At 71.5% G+C, this 22007-nt stretch carries 20 protein-coding genes; 12 read left to right on the top strand and 8 right to left on the bottom strand.

Annotation, left to right across the window (positions count from 1 at the left end; translation table 11 throughout):
• Positions 1–571, top strand: a 571-nt coding sequence (locus N864_RS03475) for a M23 family metallopeptidase (protein ID WP_034713536.1), incomplete at its 5' end; no start/stop codon positions are given.
• Positions 572–628: 57 nt separating this feature from the next.
• Here N864_RS03475 and pcrA read toward each other — a convergent pair.
• On the bottom strand, positions 629–3100 hold the full coding sequence (gene pcrA, locus N864_RS03470; protein ID WP_034713534.1) for a DNA helicase PcrA: 2472 nt from the start codon (positions 3098–3100) through the stop codon (positions 629–631).
• Between the two features lie 108 nt (positions 3101–3208).
• On the opposite strand from pcrA, the gene N864_RS03465 reads away from it, so the two are divergent.
• The 8 genes from N864_RS03465 to N864_RS03430 all read left to right on the top strand — a co-directional run bounded on the left by N864_RS03465 (position 3209) and on the right by N864_RS03430 (position 10565).
• Positions 3209–4675, top strand: a complete 1467-nt coding sequence (locus N864_RS03465) for a wax ester/triacylglycerol synthase family O-acyltransferase (protein ID WP_205620850.1) — start codon at positions 3209–3211, stop codon at positions 4673–4675.
• Positions 4650–5090, top strand: coding sequence for an SRPBCC family protein (locus N864_RS03460; RefSeq protein WP_034713532.1), 441 nt, complete (start codon positions 4650–4652; stop codon positions 5088–5090). Before N864_RS03465 ends, N864_RS03460 begins: the two co-directional genes overlap by 26 nt.
• 114 nt (positions 5091–5204) lie before the next feature.
• Complete coding sequence (locus N864_RS03455) at positions 5205–5720, top strand: GNAT family N-acetyltransferase (protein WP_051518140.1); 516 nt, start codon at positions 5205–5207, stop codon at positions 5718–5720.
• A gap of 10 nt (positions 5721–5730) precedes the next feature.
• Positions 5731–6723 (top strand): quinone oxidoreductase family protein, encoded by a 993-nt coding sequence (locus tag N864_RS03450; protein WP_034713530.1) that lies wholly within the window; start codon positions 5731–5733, stop codon positions 6721–6723.
• 19 nt (positions 6724–6742) lie between these two features.
• The gene (locus N864_RS03445; RefSeq protein WP_051518137.1) at positions 6743–7099 is read left to right on the top strand and encodes a 4a-hydroxytetrahydrobiopterin dehydratase; all 357 of its coding nucleotides are present in this window, start codon (positions 6743–6745) and stop codon (positions 7097–7099) included.
• Positions 7096–8658: an amidohydrolase gene (locus N864_RS03440; protein ID WP_034713523.1), complete on the top strand. Its 1563-nt coding sequence runs from the start codon at positions 7096–7098 to the stop codon at positions 8656–8658. Before N864_RS03445 ends, N864_RS03440 begins: the two co-directional genes overlap by 4 nt.
• Before the next feature lie 99 nt (positions 8659–8757).
• Positions 8758–9270 carry a SigE family RNA polymerase sigma factor gene (locus N864_RS03435; protein ID WP_034713519.1) on the top strand — a complete coding sequence of 171 codons (513 nt, stop codon included), beginning with the start codon at positions 8758–8760 and terminating at the stop codon, positions 9268–9270.
• Positions 9267–10565 (top strand): WD40 repeat domain-containing protein, encoded by a 1299-nt coding sequence (locus tag N864_RS03430; protein ID WP_034713516.1) that lies wholly within the window; start codon positions 9267–9269, stop codon positions 10563–10565. The genes N864_RS03435 and N864_RS03430 overlap by 4 nt, the downstream gene beginning before the upstream one ends.
• 55 nt (positions 10566–10620) lie before the next feature.
• Here the strand turns inward: N864_RS03430 and N864_RS03425 are convergent, their stop codons facing one another.
• From N864_RS03425 to N864_RS03410, 4 genes are read right to left on the bottom strand one after another with little or no spacing between them, the layout of a single operon-like run.
• Positions 10621–10836 carry a hypothetical protein gene (locus N864_RS03425; protein WP_034713513.1) on the bottom strand — a complete coding sequence of 72 codons (216 nt, stop codon included), beginning with the start codon at positions 10834–10836 and terminating at the stop codon, positions 10621–10623.
• A gap of 1 nt (position 10837) precedes the next feature.
• A complete protein-coding gene (locus N864_RS03420; RefSeq protein ID WP_034713511.1) occupies positions 10838–11191 on the bottom strand; it encodes a hypothetical protein in 354 nt (117 codons plus the stop codon).
• A 10-nt stretch (positions 11192–11201) separates the two neighbouring features.
• Positions 11202–11909 carry an NUDIX hydrolase gene (locus N864_RS03415; protein ID WP_034713510.1) on the bottom strand — a complete coding sequence of 236 codons (708 nt, stop codon included), beginning with the start codon at positions 11907–11909 and terminating at the stop codon, positions 11202–11204.
• Positions 11906–13177 (bottom strand): glycosyltransferase, encoded by a 1272-nt coding sequence (locus N864_RS03410; RefSeq protein ID WP_034713508.1) that lies wholly within the window; start codon positions 13175–13177, stop codon positions 11906–11908. The genes N864_RS03415 and N864_RS03410 overlap by 4 nt, the downstream gene beginning before the upstream one ends.
• Positions 13178–13214: 37 nt before the next feature.
• Between N864_RS03410 and N864_RS03405 the strand changes: the two genes are divergently transcribed.
• Together N864_RS03405 and N864_RS03400 are read left to right on the top strand one after the other, a co-directional pair.
• A complete protein-coding gene (locus tag N864_RS03405) occupies positions 13215–14144 on the top strand; it encodes a PIG-L deacetylase family protein (RefSeq protein ID WP_081793330.1) in 930 nt (309 codons plus the stop codon).
• Positions 14141–15220 (top strand): lysylphosphatidylglycerol synthase transmembrane domain-containing protein, encoded by a 1080-nt coding sequence (locus tag N864_RS03400; RefSeq protein ID WP_240474194.1) that lies wholly within the window; start codon positions 14141–14143, stop codon positions 15218–15220. Before N864_RS03405 ends, N864_RS03400 begins: the two co-directional genes overlap by 4 nt.
• A gap of 82 nt (positions 15221–15302) precedes the next feature.
• Here N864_RS03400 and N864_RS03395 read toward each other — a convergent pair whose 3' ends face one another.
• Both N864_RS03395 and asnB read right to left on the bottom strand, forming a co-directional pair.
• Positions 15303–17699, bottom strand: a complete 2397-nt coding sequence (locus N864_RS03395) for a phosphoketolase family protein (RefSeq protein ID WP_034713500.1) — start codon at positions 17697–17699, stop codon at positions 15303–15305.
• A gap of 231 nt (positions 17700–17930) precedes the next feature.
• The gene (asnB, locus tag N864_RS03390; RefSeq protein ID WP_034713499.1) at positions 17931–20606 is read right to left on the bottom strand and encodes an asparagine synthase (glutamine-hydrolyzing); all 2676 of its coding nucleotides are present in this window, start codon (positions 20604–20606) and stop codon (positions 17931–17933) included.
• Positions 20607–20794: 188 nt separating this feature from the next.
• Here asnB and N864_RS03385 point away from each other — a divergent pair, with 188 nt between their 5' ends.
• Positions 20795–21259 carry a hypothetical protein gene (locus tag N864_RS03385; protein WP_034713497.1) on the top strand — a complete coding sequence of 155 codons (465 nt, stop codon included), beginning with the start codon at positions 20795–20797 and terminating at the stop codon, positions 21257–21259.
• On the opposite strand, the gene N864_RS23420 is transcribed toward N864_RS03385, so the two are convergent.
• On the bottom strand, positions 21246–21953 hold the full coding sequence (locus N864_RS23420) for a phosphatase PAP2 family protein (RefSeq protein WP_051518136.1): 708 nt from the start codon (positions 21951–21953) through the stop codon (positions 21246–21248). The two genes, N864_RS03385 and N864_RS23420, sit on opposite strands and share 14 nt — an antisense overlap.
• Positions 21954–22007 lie beyond the last annotated feature (54 nt).

Below are 22007 nucleotides of genomic sequence, written 5' to 3'. Positions count from 1 at the left end.
CTCGCGGGACGCCTCCCGGGCCGCCGTCGCGAGCGTCGTGAGCCTGGCGGACCAGAAGGCCGCCGACGTCGACAGCGCCGTGGCAGCCGCCGAGCGCGCCCGGGCCGCCGAGCAGGCGGAAGCGGCCAAGAAGGCCCAGGCCGCCAAGAAGGCTGCCGAGGCGGCCCGGCAGAAGGCGCAGCGCTGGGTCTCTCCCATCGCCAACTACACGCTCACGTCCGGCTTCGGCTGGCGCTGGGGCCGCATGCACCCGGCCCAGGACCTCGCCGCCCCAGTCGGCACCCCCGTGCACGCGCTCTCGACGGGGACCGTCATCTTCTCCGGGTGGTCCAACCAGGGCTACGGCTACATGGTCCAGATCCGCTACTGGGACGGCACCGTGTCGTGGTATGCCCACAACAGCCGCCTGCTCGTCAGCATCGGCGACGAGGTGGAGCCGGGCCAGGTCGTGTCCTACAGCGGCAACACCGGCCACTCGACCGGGCCGCACCTGCACCTCGAGATCCACCCGCAGGGCGCCGGTTCGGTGTCGCCGCGTCCGTGGCTCGCCCAGAAGGGCGTGCAGCTCTGACCCCGTGGCTCGGCGCGCCCGGCACGGGCTCGGCCAGACCGGCCGGCCTGACGTGCCTCAGAGCCGCTCGAGCGGTGCGTAGCGCAGCAACAGCCGCTTCGTGCCCGTGTCGGCACCGAAGTCGACATGCGCCATCGCCTTGTCCCCCTCTCCCTCGACACGTACGACCGTGCCGAGGCCGAACGCGTCGTGGGTGACGCGGTCGCCGGAGTGCAGCGCGATGATCGGCCGCTTGCCCGGGCTGCGGACGCCGGGACGGGCGGCCAGCGTCGCGACCGCCGGCTGACCTGAGCCGCGCGCGCCGCTGAAGGACGTGCCGAGCCGCTGCCAGTCGACGAGATCACCCGGGATCTCGTCGAGGAAGCGCGAGGCCGGGTGGTACTGGGGGGCGCCCCACGCGGACCGGACCGAGGCACGGGACAGGAAGAGCCGCTGCCGAGCCCGGGTGATGCCGACGTAGGCCAGCCGGCGCTCCTCCTCGAGCTCCGTGGGGTCGCCGAGCGACCGCATGTGGGGGAACGTCCCGTCCTCGAGCCCGGTCAGGAAGACGACCGGGAACTCGAGGCCCTTGGCCGTGTGCAGGGTCATCAGCGTGACGACCCCCTGGTCCTCGGCCGGCTCGCCGTCGGCCCCCTCCGGCGCGTCGGGGATCTCGTCGGCGTCCGCGACGAGCGAGACCTGCTCGAGGAACTCCTCGAGGTCGCTCGCCGGACCGACGTCCTCCGGCTCCTGGCCGGGCAGCAGCTCCCCGCCGGACTCCTCGCGCTCGCGCAGCTTGCGGTCGTCGAACTCCTGCGCGACCGCGACGAGCTCCGCAAGGTTTTCGACCCGGGTCTCGTCCTGCGGGTCATGGCTCGCCCGCAGCTCGGCGAGGTAGCCGCTCTGCTCGAGGACCGCCTCGAGGAGCACCGCGATGCCGTCGCCGCTCTCGCGGACCTCACGGAGCCGCTCGAGCAGGTCGGTGAAGCCCTTGATCGCGGCCACCGACCGGCTCGCGATGCCCGGCGCGTCCTCGGCCCGGCCGAGCGCCGCGACGAACGGGATCCGCTCGCGCTCGGCGAGCGCTGCGACGCACGCCTCGGCGCGGTCACCGATGCCGCGCTTGGGGGTGTTGAGGATGCGTCGCAGGTTGACCGTGTCGGTCGGGTTGGAGACGACGCGGAGGTAGGCGAGCGCGTCCTTGATCTCCTTGCGCTCGTAGAACCGGGTGCCGCCGACGACCTTGTAGGGCAGGCCGACCCGGACGAGGACCTCCTCGACGGCGCGGCTCTGGGCGTTGGTCCGGTAGAAGACGGCGACGTCGCCCGGCCGGACCCCCTCGTCGGCGAGGTCGTCGATGGTCTTGGCGATGAAGGCCGCCTCGTCGTGCTCGTTGTCGGCGACGTAGCCGACGATGAGCGGGCCGTCGCCGGAGTCGGTCCAGAGGTTCTTGGCCCGCCGGCCCTCGTTGCGGGCGATCACGGCGTTGGCGGCGCGCAGGATGCGCTGCGTCGAGCGGTAGTTCTGCTCGAGCAGGATGGTGCGCGCGTCGGGGTAGTCCTGCTCGAACTCGAGGATGTTGCGGATCGTGGCGCCGCGGAAGGCGTAGATCGACTGGTCGGAGTCGCCCACCACGCAGAGTTCGGCCGGTGGCACCGTGTACTCGCCGCCGTGCCGCACCTCCCCGACGAGCTCGCGGATCAGCTGGTACTGCGCCTGATTGGTGTCCTGGTACTCGTCGACGAGGATGTGCCGGAACCGGCGCCGGTAGTACTCGGCCACGTCGGGGAAGGCCTGCAGGATGTTGACCGTCATCATGATGATGTCGTCGAAGTCGAGCGCGTTGGCCTGGCGCAGCCGGCGCTGGTACTGGGTGTAGGCCTCGGCGACGGTCCGGTGGTAGTGGTCGCCCTCGGCGACCTGCTGGGCGTAGGACTCCTCGTCGATGAGGTCGTTCTTCGCGTTGCTGACGAGCGCCGAGAAGGTGCGCGGCGGGTAGCGCTTCGGGTCGAGGTCGAGGTCGCGGACGACGAGGCTCATCAGCCGCTGGCTGTCCGCCGCGTCATAGATGGAGAAGGTCGACTTCATGCCGACCTTCGTCGCCTCGCGCCGCAGGATGCGCACGCACGCCGAGTGGAACGTCATGACCCACATGGCCCGGGCTCGGGGACCGACGAGCGCCGCGACCCGCTCACGCATCTCGGCGGCGGCCTTGTTGGTGAACGTGATCGCGAGGATCTGGCCCGGCTGCACTCCCCGTTCGCCGAGGAGCCACGCGATGCGGTGGGTCAGCACGCGCGTCTTGCCCGAGCCGGCGCCCGCCACGATGAGCAGCGGGGTGCCCTCGTGCACGACGGCCTCACGCTGCTGGGGGTTGAGCCCCGTGAGCAGCTGCTCGGGGTCGATGGCGCCCGTATGCCGCTCACCGGCCGCCGCGGGCCCGCGTGCGGCCGCCTCGGCCCAGGTCGGCACGCCTCGCTCGGTGACATCGGGGCCGCCGGACGCGGCGGTCGGGTCGGAGCCGAACAGGTCGTCGAACAGCGTGCTCATGATGAGCCAACCCTACGTCCCGTCGGGGACAGCGCCGGCACGGCGGGACCAACGGCCCGGGCTCTCCTCGGCGGCAGGGTGCAGGCTGGGGCGGAGTCAGGAGGGACCGTGAAGCAGCCAGCGGGTCCGGGGGCAGGTGGGGCATCGCGCCGACGGGTCGGCCCGGTGGATGCGATGTGGCTCCAGATGGACCGCCCCAACAACCTCATGGTCGTCGCATCGGTCCTCTTCCTCGACGGGGTCCCGGACTTCGACGAGGTCCGGCGGCTCGTGCGCGACCGCGTCGTGGCCCGTTACCCGGTCTTCCGGCAGCGGCCGCTCCCGCCTCGCGGGCCGCTCGGCGGCCCGTCCTGGACGGACGACGCGGACTTCGACCTCGACCGGCACGTCGCTCGGGTGGTGCTGCCCCCGCCTGGCGATGACGGCGCGTTGCAGTCCTACATCGACGAACGACTGGCGCTGCCGTTCGACCGCTCCCACCCGCTGTGGGAGCTGCACCTCGTCGAGGGGTACGGGTCCGGCGCGGCCCTGGTGTGCCGCAGCCACCACGCCCTCGCGGACGGTCTGGCCCTGGCCCGGGTGCTCCTGTCCCTGACCGAGGACGCCCGCGGCCGGGTCGCCGACGACGACCTCGACGTGGACGTGTCGCTGCCGCCCGAGCAGACGCGGGCCTGGCCGCTGTCGCTCGCCACGTCCGTGCTGACGGTCCCCGTCAGGCTGGGTCGACTCGGCCTGCGCGGGGCCGGGACCCTCACCTCGCGCCACCGCCTCGCCGAGGCCACGCGGCTCGCGTGGCGCACCGCCGAGGTCGCCGCCGTGCTGCTGTTCAGCTCGAACCCGCCCAGCCCCCTCGCGGGAGAGCCGGGGCCGCCCAAGCGCGTCGCCTGGAGCGAGCGCCTGCCGATCCGCGGGCTGACGGACGTGCGCCGCCTCTCCGGGGCGACGCTCAACGACGTACTCATCAGCGCGACCGCCGCCGCCCTGCACACCTACCAGCTCGAGCGCCGCACCGACCCCGTCGACCTCACCACGATGGTGCCGGTCAACGTCCGGCCGCCCGACGAGCCGCTGCCACCCGAGCTCGGGAACGAGTTCGCCCTCGTCTTCCTCCGCCTCCCCAGCGCCCTCGGTGCCCCGCTGGCTCGGCTCGCCGAGTCGAAGCGCCGGATGGACTGGATCAAGGCGTCGCCGGAGCCCGTCCTGACCTACGGGCTGATCAACGTCATCGGCCGGCTCACCCCAGAGCTCGGACGGCACGTCGTCGACTTCTTCGCGAACAAGACCATCGGCGTCACCACCAACGTCCATGGCCCCGACTCGGTCCGCTACCTCGCCGGCACCGCGGTGACCGGTGTCCTCGGCTGGGTGCCCGGGTCCGGGCGCCAGATCCTGGGGATCTGCATCTTCACCTACGCCGGCAACGTCCAGGTCGGCTTCCTGAGCGACGCATCGGTCGTGCCCGACCCCGAGCGGCTCGTCGCCGCCTTCGAGGACGAGCTGCACCGGCTCGTCCGGATGGGCCGGTCCGGCACACGAGGAGGGAGCCGCCATGCCGACGGACACCGCCCGACATGAGCTGACCATCAGCGCGCCAGCGGAGCAGGTTCTCGCCGCCGTGCGCGACGTGGCCGGGCAGGCGCGCTGGTCACCGTCGATCCGGGAGGCGCAGGTGCTCGAGACGACGAGCGAGGGCCTGCCGAAAACGGCGCGGTTCGCGGCGAGCACCGCCGTCGGCACCGACCGCTACACGTTGGCCTACACCCATACGCCCGACGGGCTCAACTGGAGCCTGCTCGAGGGCCGGCTGCAGACCGGGCAGGAAGGCCGCTACCTGGTGCGGGCCGCGGGAGTCGATACCAGCATCGTCGACTTCGAGCTCACGATCCACCACAACCTGCCGCTGCCCGGCTTCATCCGCCGACGCGTCATCGACGGCCTCGTGACCGAGACGCTGCAGGGTCTCAAGGCCGACCTCGAGCGCCCGACCTGACGGCCGACGCCGCCCAGCGCCCGAGCCAGCGCGAACGGGAGCGAGCCGGCCGAGCGTGAGCGGGCTGAGCGGCATACGGACGTGCTCGACGTCGCGCAGCGGGCGCCGGGGATGATGGGCCCCGTGACGGCGACCTCCCCCACCCCCGGCTTCAGCATCCGCGAAGCGACGATCGACGACGTCGACGACCTCCTCCGGCTCGTCCGCGAGCTCGCGGCCTACGAGCGGGAGCCGGAGTCGGCGACCGCGACCCCCGAGCACTTCCGCGAGGCGCTCTTCCCCAGCGACGGCAGCCCGGCGGCCTACGCCCACGTCGCGGAGGGGGACGGCCGGGTCGTCGGGATGGCGATCTGGTTCGTCAGCTTCTCCACGTGGACCGGGCGGCACGGCATCTGGCTCGAGGACCTCTTCGTCGAGCCGGAGCAGCGCGGCCGCGGCATCGGCAAGGCCTTCCTCGTCCGCCTCGCCCAGCTCTGCCTCGAGCGGGGCTGGACCCGGTTCGAGTGGTGGGTGCTCGACTGGAACACCCCGTCGATCGAGTTCTACCGGTCACAGGGCGCGGTCGCCCAGGAGGAGTGGACGACGTTCCGGGTCGACGGCGACGCGCTGGAGCGGCTGGCCCGGTCATAAGGTGGCCTGCATGACCACCACGACCACCGCGCGCGCCGTCATCGTCACGAAGCCCGGGGACGGCAGCGTCCTCGAGGTGCAGGACATCGAGGTGACGCCACCCGGTGCCGGTGAGGTCCAGGTCGAGGTGGCCGCCGCGGGGGTCAACTTCATCGACGTCTACAAGCGACAGGGCGTCTACCCCACGCCGACGCCGTTCGTCCTCGGTGAGGAGGGCGCCGGCACGGTGACCGCCCTCGGCGACGGGGTCGATGGCTTCAGCGTCGGTGACCACGTCGCCTGGGCGCAGGCGGGGGGCAGCGAGGCCTCCGTCGTCAACCGCCGCACCGACGACCTGGTCCCAGTCCCCGACGGGGTCGACCTCGAGACCGCGGCCGCCGCCATGCTTCAGGGCCTGACGGCGCACTACCTCGTCACGTCGACCTTCCCCGCCAAGGAGGGCGACATCGCCCTCGTGCACGCCGCCGCGGGTGGTGTCGGCCAGCTGCTCGTGCAGCTGCTCACCGCCAAGGGCGTCACCGTCATCGCGACCGCGGGCTCGGAGGAGAAGCTCGAGATCGCCCGCCGTCGCGGCGCCGCGCACACCATCGACTACTCGAGCACCCAGGACCTCGCGGCGGCGGTCCGTGAGGCGGCGGGCCGCGGCGTCGACGTCGTCTACGACGGTGTCGGCAAGGCAACCTTCGACGCCTCGCTCGGCTCGCTGCGGCCCCGCGGGATGCTCGTCCTCTTCGGGGGCGCGAGCGGCCAGGTGCCGCCCTTCGACCTGCAGCGCCTCAACCGGGCCGGGTCCCTCTTCATCACCCGGCCGACGCTCGCGCACTACGTCCAGACCCGCGACGAGCTCGAGTGGCGGGCGCGCGAGGTCCTCGGGGCGATCGCGGACGGCACCCTCGAGGTCGAGATCGGCGGCCGCTATCCCTTCGACGAGGCCGCCGCCGCCTACGACGCGCTCGAGGGCCGCCGGACGACCGGCAAGGTCATCCTCGTCCCGACCGCCTGAGCTGTGACAGGCTGGGACGATGAGTGACCCGAACGCACCCATCAGTCCGGACGAGCTGGCGCACGCCGAGGGCCTCGAGGGGTGGCGGCAGGTCGGCGACTCCCTCATGACCGTCCTCGAGACGAGCGGTTTCTCGCGGGGGGCGGCCCTGCTGCCGGAGATCGCACAGGTCGCCGACGAGCTGAACCACCACCCCGACGTCGACGTCCGCTACGGCGAGGTCGTCATCCGCACGACCAGCCACGACGTCGGTCACCTGACGTCGCGCGACGTCGAGCTGGCCCGCCGGATCAGCACGATCGCCAACCGCACCGGCACCCCCATGCAGGCGCCGAACGTCGACCCCGAGCGGGGACCGGACCTGCCGAACGGATGAGCCGGACCCTCTTTCGCCACACCCGAATCTGGACCGGCGCCCCCGAGGAGCCTTGGACCGATGCCCTGCTCGTCGAGGGAGAGCGCATCGTCGCTGTCGGGGCAGCGGCGCTCGACGGCGGCACGAGCACGGTCGTCGACCTGCCCGGCGCGGTCGTCCTGCCCGGCCTGCACGACGCGCACCTCCACACCGGCTGGCTGGCGGAGGAGTCCATCGCCGTCGACCTGCGCGAGACCGGTTCGCTCGACGAGGCGCTCGCGCTCGTCGAGAGGTATGCCGCACAGCTGCCCTCGGGCGCCGACGTGCGGGGCGGGCGGTGGAACCGGAACCGGTGGACCGGTCCGGGCCCGGACCGCTGGTCCCTCGACCGGGTCACCGGCGGCCGGTTGGCGGTCCTGCCGAGTGTCGACGGGCACTCGGCGTGGGTCAACTCGGCGGCGCTCGTCGCGGCGGGGATCAGCCGCGCCACTCCCGACCCGGTCGGCGGCCGCATCGACCGGGACCGGGCCGGGGAGCCCACGGGGGTGCTCTACGACGATGCGATCGAGCTCGTGCCGACGCCGGTCCCGGACGCCCGCACCGTGCGGGAGGCCCTGGCGGCTGTCCAGCGGAGCCTGCTCGCGGCCGGCCTCACGGCCATCACCGACATCGACGGCGAAGAGGTGCGTCAGGGCTACGCGGACCTGCACGCGGCCGGCTCGCTCCAGCTTCGCGTCACGAAGTGCGTCCGCGACCCGGACCTCGAGCTGGCCATCGACGAGGGCCGCCGCGCCGGTGACGGCGACGACCGGCTCCGGGTCGGCCCGGTCAAGTTCTTTGCCGACGGGGCGCTCGGGTCGCGCACGGCCCACATGACCGAGCCGTTCCTCGGACACGGGTCGTGCGGCCTCGCAGTGACCCCGTATCCCGTTCTCCTGCAACGGATCCGCACGTCCCTCGAGGCAGGGCTCGACGTGTGCACCCACGCGATCGGCGATGAGGCGAACCGGCTCGTGCTCGACGCCTACGCCGAGCTGCGGCCCCGCTTTCGAAAGGCCATCCTCCGGGTCGAGCACGCGCAGCACGTGCTCCCCGCGGACATCGAGCGGTTCGCCCGATTGGGGGTCGTCGCGTCGATGCAGCCGACGCACTGCACCACCGACCTCGAGGTCGTCGACTCGGTCATCGGGCCCCGGCCGCTCCGGTCCTATGCCTGGCGCTCCATGCTCGACGCCGGGGTGGCGCTCGCGTTCGGCTCCGACGCCCCGGTCGAGGAGCCGAACCCCTTCCACGCTCTGCACGCGGCCGTGACCCGGCAGCGCGCCGACGGCGTCCCGCCGGGCGGGTGGCAGCCCGACGAGCGGATCAGCCTCGCCGAGGCCGTCCGCGCCCACACCGTCGGGTCGTGGCGGGCGGCCGGCCGCCGCGACGTCGGCCGACTCATCCCGGGGCAGCTCGCCGACCTCATCTGCGTCGACCGCAACGTCTTCGAGCTGGAGCGACGGGACCCCGCGGCGATCCGCGACGCCGGCATCGAGCAGACCTGGGTCGGCGGCGCGCTGGTCCACGAGCGCGGCTGAGCCGGCCAGCGGCAGCCGGCTCAGCGGCATACCGGCGTTTGTGCCGACCCAACCCCACGGGCCCTTCGGAGCGTTCATGCTCTAGAGAGGGGGCCGGGCATGAAACCGATGGACGCGGAGTTCGCCGAGTACGTGCGCGCCCGACAGCACGGGCTGTTGCGCGCCGCCTATCTGGTGTGCGGCGACCGCCATCAGGCCGAGGACCTCGTGCAGCAGGCCCTCATCAAACTCGCGCTGCGGTGGGAGACGATCCGGCACGAGCACCCGGACGCCTTCGTGCGCCGGGTGCTCTACCGCGACGCAATCTCGTCGTGGCGGCGCACCAGCCGGGAGCGGGTCACCCTCACTCCCCCGGAGCCCACCCCGTACGCCGCTCACGACACGAGCGTCGAGGCGAAGGTCGACCTCGAGCGGGCCCTCAGCCGTCTGGCGCCACGACAGCGGGCGGTCCTCGTCCTGCGGTTCTTCGAGGATCGGAGCGAGGCCGAGACAGCAGCGATCCTCGGGATCTCGGTCGGCACGGTCAAGAGCCAGACGCACGACGCGTTGTCCCGGATCAGGACGTTGGTACCGCACCTCGCGCCGCTCACGACTGGAGGTGAGTCGTCATGAACGAGCGTCCCGCGGGGAGTCGTAGCCGCCTGGGTCTCCTGCTCGACGAGGTCGTCGCGGACGTACCGGAGGTCGACTTCACCCAGACCGCGTGGCGTGGGGCCCAGCACCAGCGCAGGCTCCGAGTCGTCCTCGCCGCCGTGGTCGCCGCCGTGCTGGCACTGGGCGCCGGCTGGCAATGGATCGGGTCTCACGGCGTCGACCGCGGCATGCAGCCGGTCCCCGCACGGACCACGCGGGCGTCCGCGCCGATCCGGGTCCCCACGCTTCCGCCACCGACCTCAGACGCGGCGACGATCACCCAACCGGCGCCTTGGATCGACCCCCGGGGCTGGGTTCCCGGCGCCGGCGGGACGCTCCAGATCCGCCTGCCGGATGTCACCCAGTACGCCGACCTGCCGAACTTCGATGCCGGTGACCACGTGCTCATGTCGAGCCCTTCCGGCTCCAGACTGTCCGCGAGGCCGGTGGCTCCGCTTCTTCCTGCGGTCACTGCCGTCTACCTCGAGGGCGACCAGGTGCGCCCGCCGGCCTCGACGTACCACCTCGTGATCCAGATCGGGAGTGATCTGGTCGCCGTCGACTCCGTCACCCTGACCGCCGAGCAGGCGGAGAAGGTCTCGGCCGGATCGGGAACGCCGCTGTCCGCGGATGGCAGCGAGCTCGTCTTCGCTCAACCGGGCGGAGTCGTGGTGGTCGACCTCGTCACCCATGCCGTCCATTCCCTGGCCGTGCCCGACCCGGGCCTCACCTCGGCCGGATGGTCCGTCGACGATGTCGGAGCAGTCATCGCCCACTCCGCACTGGCCAGCTGGCACATCGACCTGACGACCGGGCGGGTACGACGCACGATGGGTCAGGAGAACGACTCGCGATACGGGGCACGGGCGGGGCGCGACGGCGCCCTGGTCGTGAACCGGTACGGGCCCTCCGGTGTGACGAGCACCAATCTGGGCTCAGGGCTCGGCACGCCGACCGGTGTGGTGAAGTCGGCCGGTGACCGGGTCGCGATCGGGGCGGACGGAACGTCGATCGTCGTGGCCGACCTCGGACAGGCGCACGCCGCCGGTCGGGCGCCGGTCAAGGTGCTGACCAGTCGTTCGGGCTTCCCCGTCAGCCCGGTCGGGTGGGATCCATCGGGACGCTACCTGCACCTCTCGGCCTTCGCCGGAGGCGGGGACTACCTGCTCGTCTGGGACGTCGAGACGGGCGGCATCTACAAGGCCATGCGCGTCAACTCAGCAGGTCCGCAGTCCCTGCCGATCGCACTGGGCGCCGGATACGCGCGGGACTGAGCGGGCCAGCGCCAGCCGGCTCAGCGGCATACGGGCTGATGGGGCGCGCAGGAGGTCAGTCGTTGCCCGGGACGACGGCGAGCAACAAGGTGGCGAACAGCGTCAGCGCGCCCACGACGATGAGGAAGATGCCGATGACGGCGGACCCGCCCGCCCCCTCCCGCTCCGAGCGGCGCGCGTTGCGCCGGCCGATGACGTAGGTGACGACGCCGCCCGCGAGCCAGGCGAGGCCGATCAGCAGCCCCGCGAGGACGCCGACGTTCCAGCGCATCTCACCACAGGGCGGCGACGAGGACGTTGAGCACGCCCCCGATCCCCGCCGCGTCGAGCGCCGTCGAGGACGACTCGTTCCGCTTGGCGCGGGCCCGGCCGATCTCGGCGAAGGCCACCACGATCACGGCGACGAGCAGCTTGATGCCGATCTTCGTGTAGTTGAGCGCACTCCCCTCGTCCTTCGTCGCCTCGGCGAGGCCGACGAGGATGAGCCCGGTGACGATCTGCGCGCGGGCGCCCCAGACCACGACCTCCGACATCGTCCGGCCCTTGCGTGCGGCGAGCCAGCCGCCGACGATCGCGGCCATGCCGAGCAGGTGGAGGACAAGGATGATCTTCTGGAGGACGTCCATGGCCGCGATCCTACGGTGGCGTCGGGCCGCCCCCGACGAGGGCCTCGAACTCCTGCCACGACCGGGTCAGCGGCAGGTCCTGGACCCGGTCGAGCGGCACCCACCGTGCGTCGCCGGTCGTGCCGCCGACGTCGTGGATGACCGGCTCGGTCGGGTCGGGGCACACGGCGCGGTAGACGATCCGGATGGCGTGGAAGTCCTCGATGACCCGCGACGGCGCCCGGCCCACCCAGTGGCTCGACTGGATCGCGATCAGCTCACCGAGCACGATCTGCTGCCCGGTCTCCTCCCACACCTCGCGCAGCACGCCGTCGACTGGCGTCTCGCCCGCCTCCAGGCCCCCACCGGGCAGGCCCCACTCCCCCGCGACGTGCGTCTGCGCGGTGAACTCCGTGAGCAGCACGCCCTCCCGGCTCAGGACGAGCGCGTACGCCGCAACCCGCTGGTAGGCCTCCCCGACCGCGTCGGCGGGCACGTCCCGGTCGCGACGGCGTCCCTCGACACGAGGGGGTATGCCGCTGAGCGGGCTCACGCGGTACGCCAGCTCGAGCGCGCCGTCCGTGGCGACGGACGCTGACTCGGGAGCATGGGCCACCCACCCTGCCGCGTGCAGGAGCGTCTCGGGATGCTGACCGTGGGCGATCCGGCCGACGGCCGTGGGCGTGCCGACGCCGGGCACGGCGACCACGCGGACCCCACCGGGGACGTTCGACTTCACCGGCGGGCGCTCCCGAGCCGCGCGAGGGCACGGGCCCGGTCGTACTCCGCCACCGCAAGGGCGACCACCGCGGGCCAGTCCTGGGTCGGCGGGTGGTCGAGGTTCCAGCGACGCATCCGGTCGACGGCGTCGCGGTCGGCAGCCAGCTCCGCGATGACCCGTGCCATCTCCGCGTCGTCGCCGACGATGCGGCCGCCGACGCCGTCGGTGACGAACTCGCCGATGCCGGAGCCTGCCCGGCCGACGACCGGCAGGCCGGCGGTGCGGGCCTCGAGGGCCGCGATGCCGAACGACTCGAGCTTCGTCGGCGAGAGGTAGACGTCGCTCGCGGCATAACGCGTGGCGAGCTCGTCACGGGGCACCCGTCCGGGCAGGTGGACCCAGTCGAGCCCGTGCGTGCGCAGCTGGGCCTCGATCTTGCGGCGCTCCGGCCCCTCCCCGAGGATCGTCAGGTCGAGCGAGCCGGGTCCGGCGGCGTCGGCGGCCCGACGGACGAGGTCGACAAGGGCCGTGGGCCGCTTGCGCGGCGCCAGCCGCATCGCGGTGACCAGCCGGAGTGGCCCCTCGTCGGTTCGTGGCCCTTCGACGGTTCGTGGCCCCTCGTCGGTTCGTGGCCTCTCGACGGTTCGTGGCCCTTCGTCGGTTCGTGGCCTTTCGACGGTTGACCCCGTCGAAAGGCCAGTTCCCGTCGAAAGGCCAGTATCCGACGGGGTCGAAGGGCGCCAGCGGGCGACGTCGATCCCGTTCGGCAGGACCGTCACGTCGCCGGCCGCACCGACGACCCGGCGCAACGGCTCGGCGGCCACCTCCGAGACGGCCGACATCGCCACCCCCCGGTCGGCCCACCGCCGCACGAACCGGGCGGCGCGGAACAGGGACGTCACCGGCCCGAGCATGCAGTGCCACGTCATGGCGGTCGGCAGGCCGAGCCCGACCGTGACCCGCGTGCAGTCCCAGGCGAAGGGGCTGACCACGCCGGTCTGGACGTGGGCCACGTCGAAGCCGCCGGACACGAGCCGCCGTCGCAGCTCCTTCGGTGCCCTGGGATTGACCGGCAGCTCCCAGGGCAGCTGGATGGCCAGCCGATGCACCGGGATGCCGTCGACGACCGTCACCGCACCGTGCATCTCCCCCTCTGGACCGGGTGTCGCCGTGAACACCTCGACCTCGTGTCCGAGCGCCACCAGCTGGCCGGCGAGGTCGTGGGTCTGCACCTCGATCCCGCCGAGGCGCGGCAGGTAACAGTCGGACAGGAGCGCCACCTTCACGGGGAACACTCTGTCATGCGCAAAGATGGACGAACGTATGCCGCACACGCTCCTCGCATTCCACGCGCACCCTGACGACGAGGCCCTCCTCACGTCGGGGACGATGGCGCGCGCGGCCGCCGAGGGGCACCGGGTCGTGCTCGTCGTGGCCACCGACGGTGGTGAGGGACTCGCCGCCACGGAGTACGCCGGTGACGGCGGGCTGGCCGTCCGCCGCATGGGCGAGCTCGAGGCGAGCGCCCGGGCGCTCGGGGTGGCTCGCGTGGAGCACCTCGGCTATGCCGACAGCGGGCTCGGGCCGCACGCACCCCCCGATCCACCGGGCGCGACACGGTTCGTGCGCGCCAACACCGACGAGGCGGCCGCCCGGCTCGCGGCCATCCTCACCGAGGAGGACGCCGACGTCCTGCTCACCTACGACCCGAACGGCGGCTACGGCCACCCCGACCACGTCAAGGCCCACGAGGTCGGGATGCGGGCCGCCGAGCTCGCCGGCACCCGCCGCGTCCTGCAGGCGACGGTGCCCCGCGACACGATCCGCCGGGCCATCGACCTCGCCGCGAAGGTCTACCGCTTCCCGCCGGAGTTCGACCGCAACTCGTTCAACCGGGCCTTCTCGGCGCGCCGGGACATCACCCACCGGATCAGCGTTCGTCGCCACATCGTTGCCAAGCGCGCCTCGATGCGGGCCCACGCCTCCCAGGCAAGCGCCGACGGCGGCGCCGACCGCACGCTGGCGGCCTTCCTGCGGATCCCCCGGCCGCTCTACGACCTGGTCTTCGGCCGGGAGTGGTACGTCGATGCGACGGCCGAGGCACATGGGATTACGCACCCCCCCGACGAGAACGGGGACTGTGCTCTCGATCGTGGGGATCGCGCTCTCGATGGGGAGGGAACGCGGAAGGGTAGGGCCGCTGGAAGGAAACACAGCGGCATACGGACTGATGTTTTCGAGGGACTCACGTGAGCGCGCCCCCAACGACCCGCGAGGTGTCCCACGGGCGCTCGATCGTATGGCGTCTCGCGCAGTTCGTCGTCGGCGTGGGCCTCGCGGTGTTCCTCCTCTGGTGGGGGCTGCCGAAGGTGGCGCACACGACGTGGACCGACGTGTGGCACCTGCTCTCACAGCTGCAGCTCGGCACCGTGGTCGGGCTGACCGTCCTGATGATCTCGGGGCTGTGGCTCGTGACCTTCCTCTACACCGGGTCCCTCAAGGGGCTGGGGCACGTGCAGGCGATGATCGTCAACGCGTGCGGCAGCTCGATCGGCAACCTGCTGCCGGGTGGAGGCGCGGCAGGGGTCGTCGTGACGTACAAGCAGTTGCGGTCGTGGGGCTTCCTGCGGCGCGACATCTCGACGATGGTGATCGTCACCGGGGTCTGGAACGTGCTGGCCCGCGTCGTGCTGCCGGTCGTCGGGATCGTCGCAATCATCATCGGCATCGGACACCTGAATCCGCTTGTCGCACAAGCGGCGATCCTCGGTGCCCTCATCGGCGTCAGTGTCGTCGTGGCTTTTTGGGGCGCCTTGGCCTCGGAAAGCTTCGCGCACAAGCTCGGTCGCTGGCTGATGAAGATCTCCGGGCCGCTGCGGCGACGACGCAAGAAGGACGTCGACCTCGAGTTCGCGATCACCGACCTGCGCCGCCGGATCATCGACATCGTCCGTTACGGGTGGCTCGAGATGACCTACGGGCTGGTCGGGTTCTTCGGCGTCTACTACATCCTGTTCTGGTTCTGCCTCAACTCGATGGGCGTCCAGATGCCGTTCGCCTACATGTTCGGGGCCTACACGGTCGGCCGGCTGCTGACCGCCGTGGGGATCACCCCCGGCGGGCTCGGTGTCACGGAGGCCGGCACGGCCGCCGTGCTCGTCGGGTGGGGCGCGGACCCGGCCCAGGCGACGGCGGGCGTGGTGCTCTTCTCGCTCTTCACCCACTTCTTCGAGGTGCCGCTCGGGCTGGTCGGCTGGGTCATCTGGTGGTTCAGCCCCAAGCAGGAGCCCGGCGACGCCCATCTCGACGACGCCGAACCCGTCGGCTAGGGCTGGTCGGCTCCATCCACTCGCTCGGACAGGTCGTCTCCCAAGAGGAGGCGTTGCCCCTGACGCGCGACGGCCGGGACTCTCATCGCTCCGGCCAGAGCCAGTCAGCGACCTCCGGCATGTCGGTGCCGTGCTCGCGGACATACCGACGGTGCTCGGCGCGCTTGTCGACGAGCTGCTGTCGCACCACCGCGGCCCGGGCGGCCAGGCCTGGCACGCGGTCGATGACGTCCATGACGAGGTGGTACCGGTCGAGGTCGTTGACCAGGACCATGTCAAAGGGGGTCGTCGTCGTGCCCTCCTCCTTATAGCCGCGCACGTGCAGGTGGTCGTGGTTGTGGCGGCGGTAGGCGAGCCGGTGGATCAGCCACGGGTACCCGTGGTAGGCGAAGATCACCGGCACGTCGGGCGGGAAGACGGCGTCGTACTCCGGGTCCGGCATGCCGTGCGGGTGCTCACTCGGCGGCTGCAGGCGCATCAGGTCGACGATGTTGACGACGCGCACCCGAAGGTCGGGCAGGTCCTGTCGGAGCAGGTCCGCCGCAGCGAGCGTCTCGAGCGTCGGCACGTCGCCCGCGCAGGCCAGCACGACATCGGGGCTGCCGTCGTCGTTGCTCGCCCAGTCCCAGACACCTAGGCCCCTCGCGCAGTGGGCAGCCGCCTCCGCCATGGTGAGCCAGACCAGCTCCGGCTGCTTCCCGGCGACGACGACGTTGACGTAGTCGCGGCTGCGCAGGCAGTGGTCCGCGACCGAGAGCAGGCAGTTCGCGTCCGGGGGCAGGTAGACCCGGATGACGGCCGCCTTCTTGTTGACGACATGGTCGATGAAGCCGGGGTCCTGGTGCGAGAAGCCGTTGTGGTCCTGGCGCCACACATGGGACGTGAGCAGGTAGTTCAGCGACGGGATGGGTGCCCGCCACCCGATGCGCCGGGAGGTGTTGAGCCACTTGGCGTGCTGGTTGAACATCGAGTCGACGATGTGGACGAACGCCTCGTAGCAGCTGAAGAGGCCGTGCCGGCCGGTGAGGAGGTAGCCCTCGAGCCAGCCCTCGCAGAGGTGCTCGGACAGCACCTCCATGACCCGCCCGTCAACGGCGAGGTTCTCGTCCACGGGCAGAACGCGGGCGCCCCACGTCTTGCCCGTGACGTCGTAGACGGCATCGAGCCGGTTCGAGGCCGTCTCGTCGGGGCCGAACAGGCGGAAAGTTTCCGGGTTGCGACGCATCACCTCGGCGAGCCAGCGCGCCAACACCTTGGTGCTCTCGCTCGTCGTGCGACCGTGGCCGTCGATGTCGACGCCGTACTCGCGGAAGTCGGGCAGCTCGAGGTCCCGCGTCAGACGGCCGCCGTTGGCATGCGGGTTGGAGCCCATCCGCCGGTCCCCGTCCGGCGCCCAGGCGGTCAGCTGTGCTGTGGGGGCCCCGTCATCGTCGAAGAGCTCGTCCGGGCGATAGCTGCGCAGCCACTCCTCGAGCATGCCGAGATGCGCGGCATTGTTCCGCACCTCGGCGAGGGGCACCTGGTGGGCCCGCCAGGTGCCCTCGACCTGCTTGCCGTCGACGGTGTGCGGCCCGGTCCAGCCCTTGGGGGTGCGGAGCACGATCATGGGCCACGGCCGCCAGCCGTCCTCGCCGCGACGCGGTTGTTCCGCCCCAGAGCGAGCCTCCCTCTGGATGTCAGCGATCTCGTCGAGGACCGTGTCCAGCGTGCGGGCGAGCGCCTGGTGGACGTGCTCTGGGTCGTCGCCCTCGACGAGGTACGGCTGCCACCCGCACCCCTCCAGCAGGCGGGTCAGCGCCTCGTCGCCGATCCGCGCGAGCACGGTGGGGTTGGCGATCTTGTAGCCGTTGAGGTGCAGGATCGGCAGGACCGCTCCGTCCCGGGCCGGGTCGAGGAAGGCGGTGGACTGCCACGACGTGGCGAGGGCGCCCGTCTCGGCCTCGCCGTCGCCGACCACGCACGCGACCACGAGGTCCGGGTTGTCGAAGGCGGCCCCGAAAGCGTGCGCGAGCGAGTAGCCGAGCTCGCCCCCCTCGTGGATCGAGCCCGGGATCTCCGGCGCCACGTGGCTGGGGATGCCGCCGGGGAAGGAGAACTGGCGAAACAGCCGCCTCATCCCCGTCTCGTCCTGGCGCACGTCCGGGTAGTGGTCGGTGTAGCTGCCCTCGAGCCAGGCGTTCGCCGCGATGGCCGGGCCGCCGTGGCCCGGGCCGATGATGTACATCATGTCGAGGTCGCGCTCGCGGATGACCCGGTTGCAGTGGGCGTAGACGAGGTTCAGGCCCGGCGTAGTGCCCCAGTGGCCGAGCAGCCGGGGCTTGATGTGCTCCGGCAGGAGCGGCACTTTCAGCAGGGGGTTATCGAGCAGGTAGATCTGCCCCACGGCGAGGTAGTTGCAGGCACGCCAGTAGGCATCGACAGTCTGGAGCGCCTCCTCGTCCAACGGCTGGGCCTGCTGGGTCGGGCTGAGCGTGCGCATCGGGCCTCCTCGGGACGGGCGACGCCCCTCCACCATGGCAACATTCGCCGCCCGCCGCCACTGTCCAGAGCACCCCACCCCGTCGAGTGAGCCGGAACTCCGCTTGCGAACCGTCGAGTGAGCCCTAACTGCGGTTGCGAACCGTCGAGTGAGTCCTAACTCCGGAGTTTGCGCTCACTCGACGGGCGGGAACCAGAGTTTGCGCTCACTCGACGGGGAGGGTGCGTGGGATCAGGGCTGCTCGAAGACGACCGCCATCGGCGTCTGCTCGGAGCCCTGCCCGAGCGGGTTGTCGGCGAACATCGCCTCGTAGCGCTCCTTGGTCCCGGGCGCGTCCTTGCCGAGGACGTTGCGGCCGATGTCGTTGGCGTCCATGACCACGGTCCCGCCGAACGTCGACCGCCACGGCTCGGGGACACGAGCCCGGATCGCCGCCGACAGTCGCGCGGCCACCGCGTCCGGGTCCTTCGGCGCCAGCTTGGCCGAGACGTTCGCTGGGTAGACGGAGTACTCGGTCGGCCCGTCGATGGCCCGGATGTCGCCCCCGACGAGGTCGTAGAACATCCCCCGCTTGCCGACCAGCTTGCCGACCGCGCCGCCGGCCGCGGCATAGAGCACCTTCGGCAGCCCCGCCTCCTGGATCGCGAGCTGCATCGTGAACGGCGAGCCGAGCCCGATGCCCGCCGGGGTGCGGGTGACGTAGCGGGAGAGGACCCGGGCTGGGCGGGACACCTTGATGTCCCAGATGAAGTAGGACCGCCCCTGCGTGATCGCGACGATCTTCTCCGAGATGAAGAAGTACCAGCGGCCCTTCGTGGCCACCTCGTGCTCGGGCGGCGCCGACGGCAGACCGGCGAAGAACCGCTCGATGTAGCCCAGGGTCTTCTCGTCGAGGTCGTCCTCGCGGGCGTAAAGCTCAGTCCGGAGCGGATAGCGTCGCACGACCTCCCCGGAGTCGAGCGTCAGGTCGAGCGACTTGCGCGCGTTCGGCTCGTAGTCCGTCTTCGGCTGGCTCTGCACGGCGACCGTGTCGGCGCTGGGCTGCTCGTCGAAGTACTCCTGCAGCCAGAGCTCGAGGTTGATCAGGCGCCAGAACGTCATCGAGTCGACGTCGTTGGTCCCCTTGATCCAGCCCTCGAACGCGTGCAGGACCTCGGTCTGGTTGAAGTAGGGCCGGTTCGCGAACGACTCGGACAGGAAGATCCCGTAGAAGTGGTTCTTCAGGGTCATGAACCACTCGCCCTGAGGCGTCGTGAAGCCGATCTTGTTGCGCCGCCGACGAATCGAGTCAGGCAGCAGGTCGCGGGTCGCGTCACGCAGGATGCGCTTGTTCCACCCGTCCTTGATGATCGCCTCGTCGGACAGCGAGAAGATGAACTTCACGACCTCCTTGTCGAGGAATGGCACCCGTCCCTCGAGGGAGAACCGCATCGTGTTCTTGTCCTCGTAGCGCAGCAGCGACGGCAGCGAACCGACGAAGAGGTCCTCGATGAGCCGCTTCTTGAGGTTCGCCTGCTCGACGACGTAGCGCTCCCCCTGGTGGGCGCCGACAAAGTCGCGGCCGAGCAGCTGGGTCGTCGGGACGTCACGGCGGCCGCGCAGCTTCGCCTTGAGCTTGAACCGGCCGAGCCGGTAGAGCACGTCGAGCGACTTCGACAGCTCGGTCGCCGCCTTGCGGGCACCCTGGGCGCGTAGCTGGCGCAGGTAGACGAAGTAGTACGGCACGTAGCCGGCCATCATCTCGTCGGCGCCCTGGCCGTCGAGCAGCACGGTCACGTGCTTCGTCGCCTCGCGCATCACCTGGTACTGGGCGTAGGGCCCGCTCGAGATGAGCGGCTCCTCCTGGGTGCGCACGAAGTCGCGCAGGTCGGCCTTGAACTCGGAGGCCGTCGGCTTGATCTTGTGCCCGTCGACGTGGCCGCGGCAGATGTCGAGGACGTCGTCGACGTAGCGCTCCTCGTCGTTGATCGAGTTGGGGAACACGGCGCTGAAGGTGTTCTGCTGCTGCCCGACGGACTCCGTCGTCCGGTCGCCCGAGTTGATCAACCGGTTGATGATGACGGCGACCGCCGACGAGTCGAGGCCCCCGGACAGGGACGTGCCGACCGGGACCTCCGACTGGAGCCGGAGCCGGACCGCCTCGACGAGCCGCTCGCGATACTCCGCCGCCGTCGACTCGTCGTAGGGCCGCTGCACCGACGCCAGCTCGGCCAGCTCCTCACGCAGCCGGGTGAAGGTGCGCCGCTCCGCGCGCCCGTCCTCGCCGATCGTCATCATCTCGCCCGGCTCGAGCCGCTCGATCCCGTCGAAGAACGTCTCCCGGCCGTCCTCGTGGATCCGGAAGCGCAGGTAGCGGTAGATGGTGCGGTCGTTCGGCCGCTTCTCGTAGTGCCCCGACTGCAGGAGCGGCTTGATCTCGGAGCTGAACAACCACGCGTCCCCGCCGTCGGCACCGCTGCCCGCTGAGCGGCATACATAAAGGGGCTTGATGCCGAAATGGTCGCGCGCGAGGGTCATCGTTCGGTTCTGGTGGTCCCAGATGGCCAGGCCGAACATCCCGTTGAAGCGGTCGAACGCATCGGATCCCCAGGCGGCGAACGCCTCGAGGACCACCTCGGTGTCGCTGTCGGTCGTGAACGTGTGGCCGAGCTCCTCGAGCTGGGCGCGCAGGTCGAGGTAGTTGTAGACCTCGCCGTTGTAGGCGATCGTGAACCGGCCGTCGGCGGTGCTCATCGGCTGCTGGCCGTGGGCCACGTCGATGATGGACAGGCGCCGGTGCGCGAGCCCCCCGCGACCGTCGATGAGGATGCCTTCGCCGTCCGGACCACGGTGGCGCTGGCAGTCGTTCATCCGGCGCAGCAGCGCCTCGTCCGCCTCGAAGCCGACGTATCCCGCGATCCCGCACATGGCGACAACCCTAATGGCCGTATGCCGCTCAGCCCGCACCCGCTCACCGTGCCCCGGGTGCCGGGCGGGGCCCACTGAACCTCTCGCCGGGCTACCTCGTGTCCGTCAACAGCGCCTCTCGGTCGCCATCCCGGCGCCCGCTCGAGAGTCGCGAGAACCCGTCCGCGGAACAGGAAGCGAGCACGACCATGCACCGACCGACCCGACGAGCCTCACTCACCCTCGGCGCCCTCGCGGCGGCCACCCTCCTCGGTGGCACGGCCGCCGTGGCGGGGGGTGCGAGCACCGACCTGCTCAAGGCCCCCATGCAGGGCAGCGTCCTCAGCGACCCGCCGCTCTTCGGAGCCGTCCGTGGCGGCGCACCGTGGGTCATCACGTCCGGCGAGGCGAAGCTCGCGTCGGACGGCACCGTCAAGGTCTCGCTCGACGGGCTGCTGATCCCGGGCGTCGGCGTCGGCCCCGTCCGGACCGTGTCGGCGACCGTCGCCTGCAACGGGACGGCCGTCGCCACGACGACGGCCGTGCCGTTCAGCGCTGCTGGCGACGCCGCGATCAAGGCGCGGGTCACCCTTCCCGACCGGTGCCTGGCCCCGGCCGTCCTCGTCAACCCGAACGGGAACGCCGCGGTCTACATCGCGGCTACCGGCCGCTGACCCGCTGCAGGCCGTCGCCCAGCCGGAGCGGCCACCGCAGCAGCAGCCACAGGAGCGCCGACCCGAGGAGCAGCGAACCGAGCACATCGCTCAGCCAGTGGAAGTGCAGCCACAGCAACGCCACCGCGACGAGAAGCGTCCACCCGGCGGCGAGCAGCCACGCCAGCCTGCGGCGGGCCGGTCGTGCGTGCGAGACGAGCTCGGCCACGACACCCGCGCAGATGATGGCGGTGGCGGTGTGACCGGAGGGAAAGGCGCCCCCGGCGCCGGCCACTCCCACGTAGTCGGGTGCCTGTCGGTCGATGAGCTCCTTGCCGAGCAGCACCGTGGCGGTGAGCAGCGCGATGGCCGCACCGGTCAGGACCAGCGGCGCCCAGCGGCCGGTGCGCAGCGAGAGCACGGCTCCGAGGAGCAGCACCGCCGCGACGCAGACGGGTGGGGTGGCGATGTCGACGACGACGAGCCCGAGGAGGTCGGGCACCATCGGTCCGTTGCCCTGCCCGGGGGTCCAGTCGCGGACCAGGTCGTCGAGCCGCACGACGGCCCCGTCCCGCACGACCTCGACGGTGAGGAGCGCGAAGGCGGTCAGCAGCAGCGCCGGCACGACCACGTCGAGGACCCGCCGCGTCCGTGAGGCCGGCCGCAGGCCCGGCGCAGCTCCACCTGCGCGCTGGGTGCCCGTGCCGGTCGCCATGTCACTCACGCTAACGACGCCGCCTGTGCGCCCGCTCCCCTCGTGCTGTGTGCC

The sequence above is a fragment of the Intrasporangium chromatireducens Q5-1 genome, assembly GCF_000576575.1.
GTDB lineage: Bacteria > Actinomycetota > Actinomycetes > Actinomycetales > Dermatophilaceae > Intrasporangium_A > Intrasporangium_A chromatireducens.
This window is presented reverse-complemented; position numbering and strand designations above follow the sequence as displayed.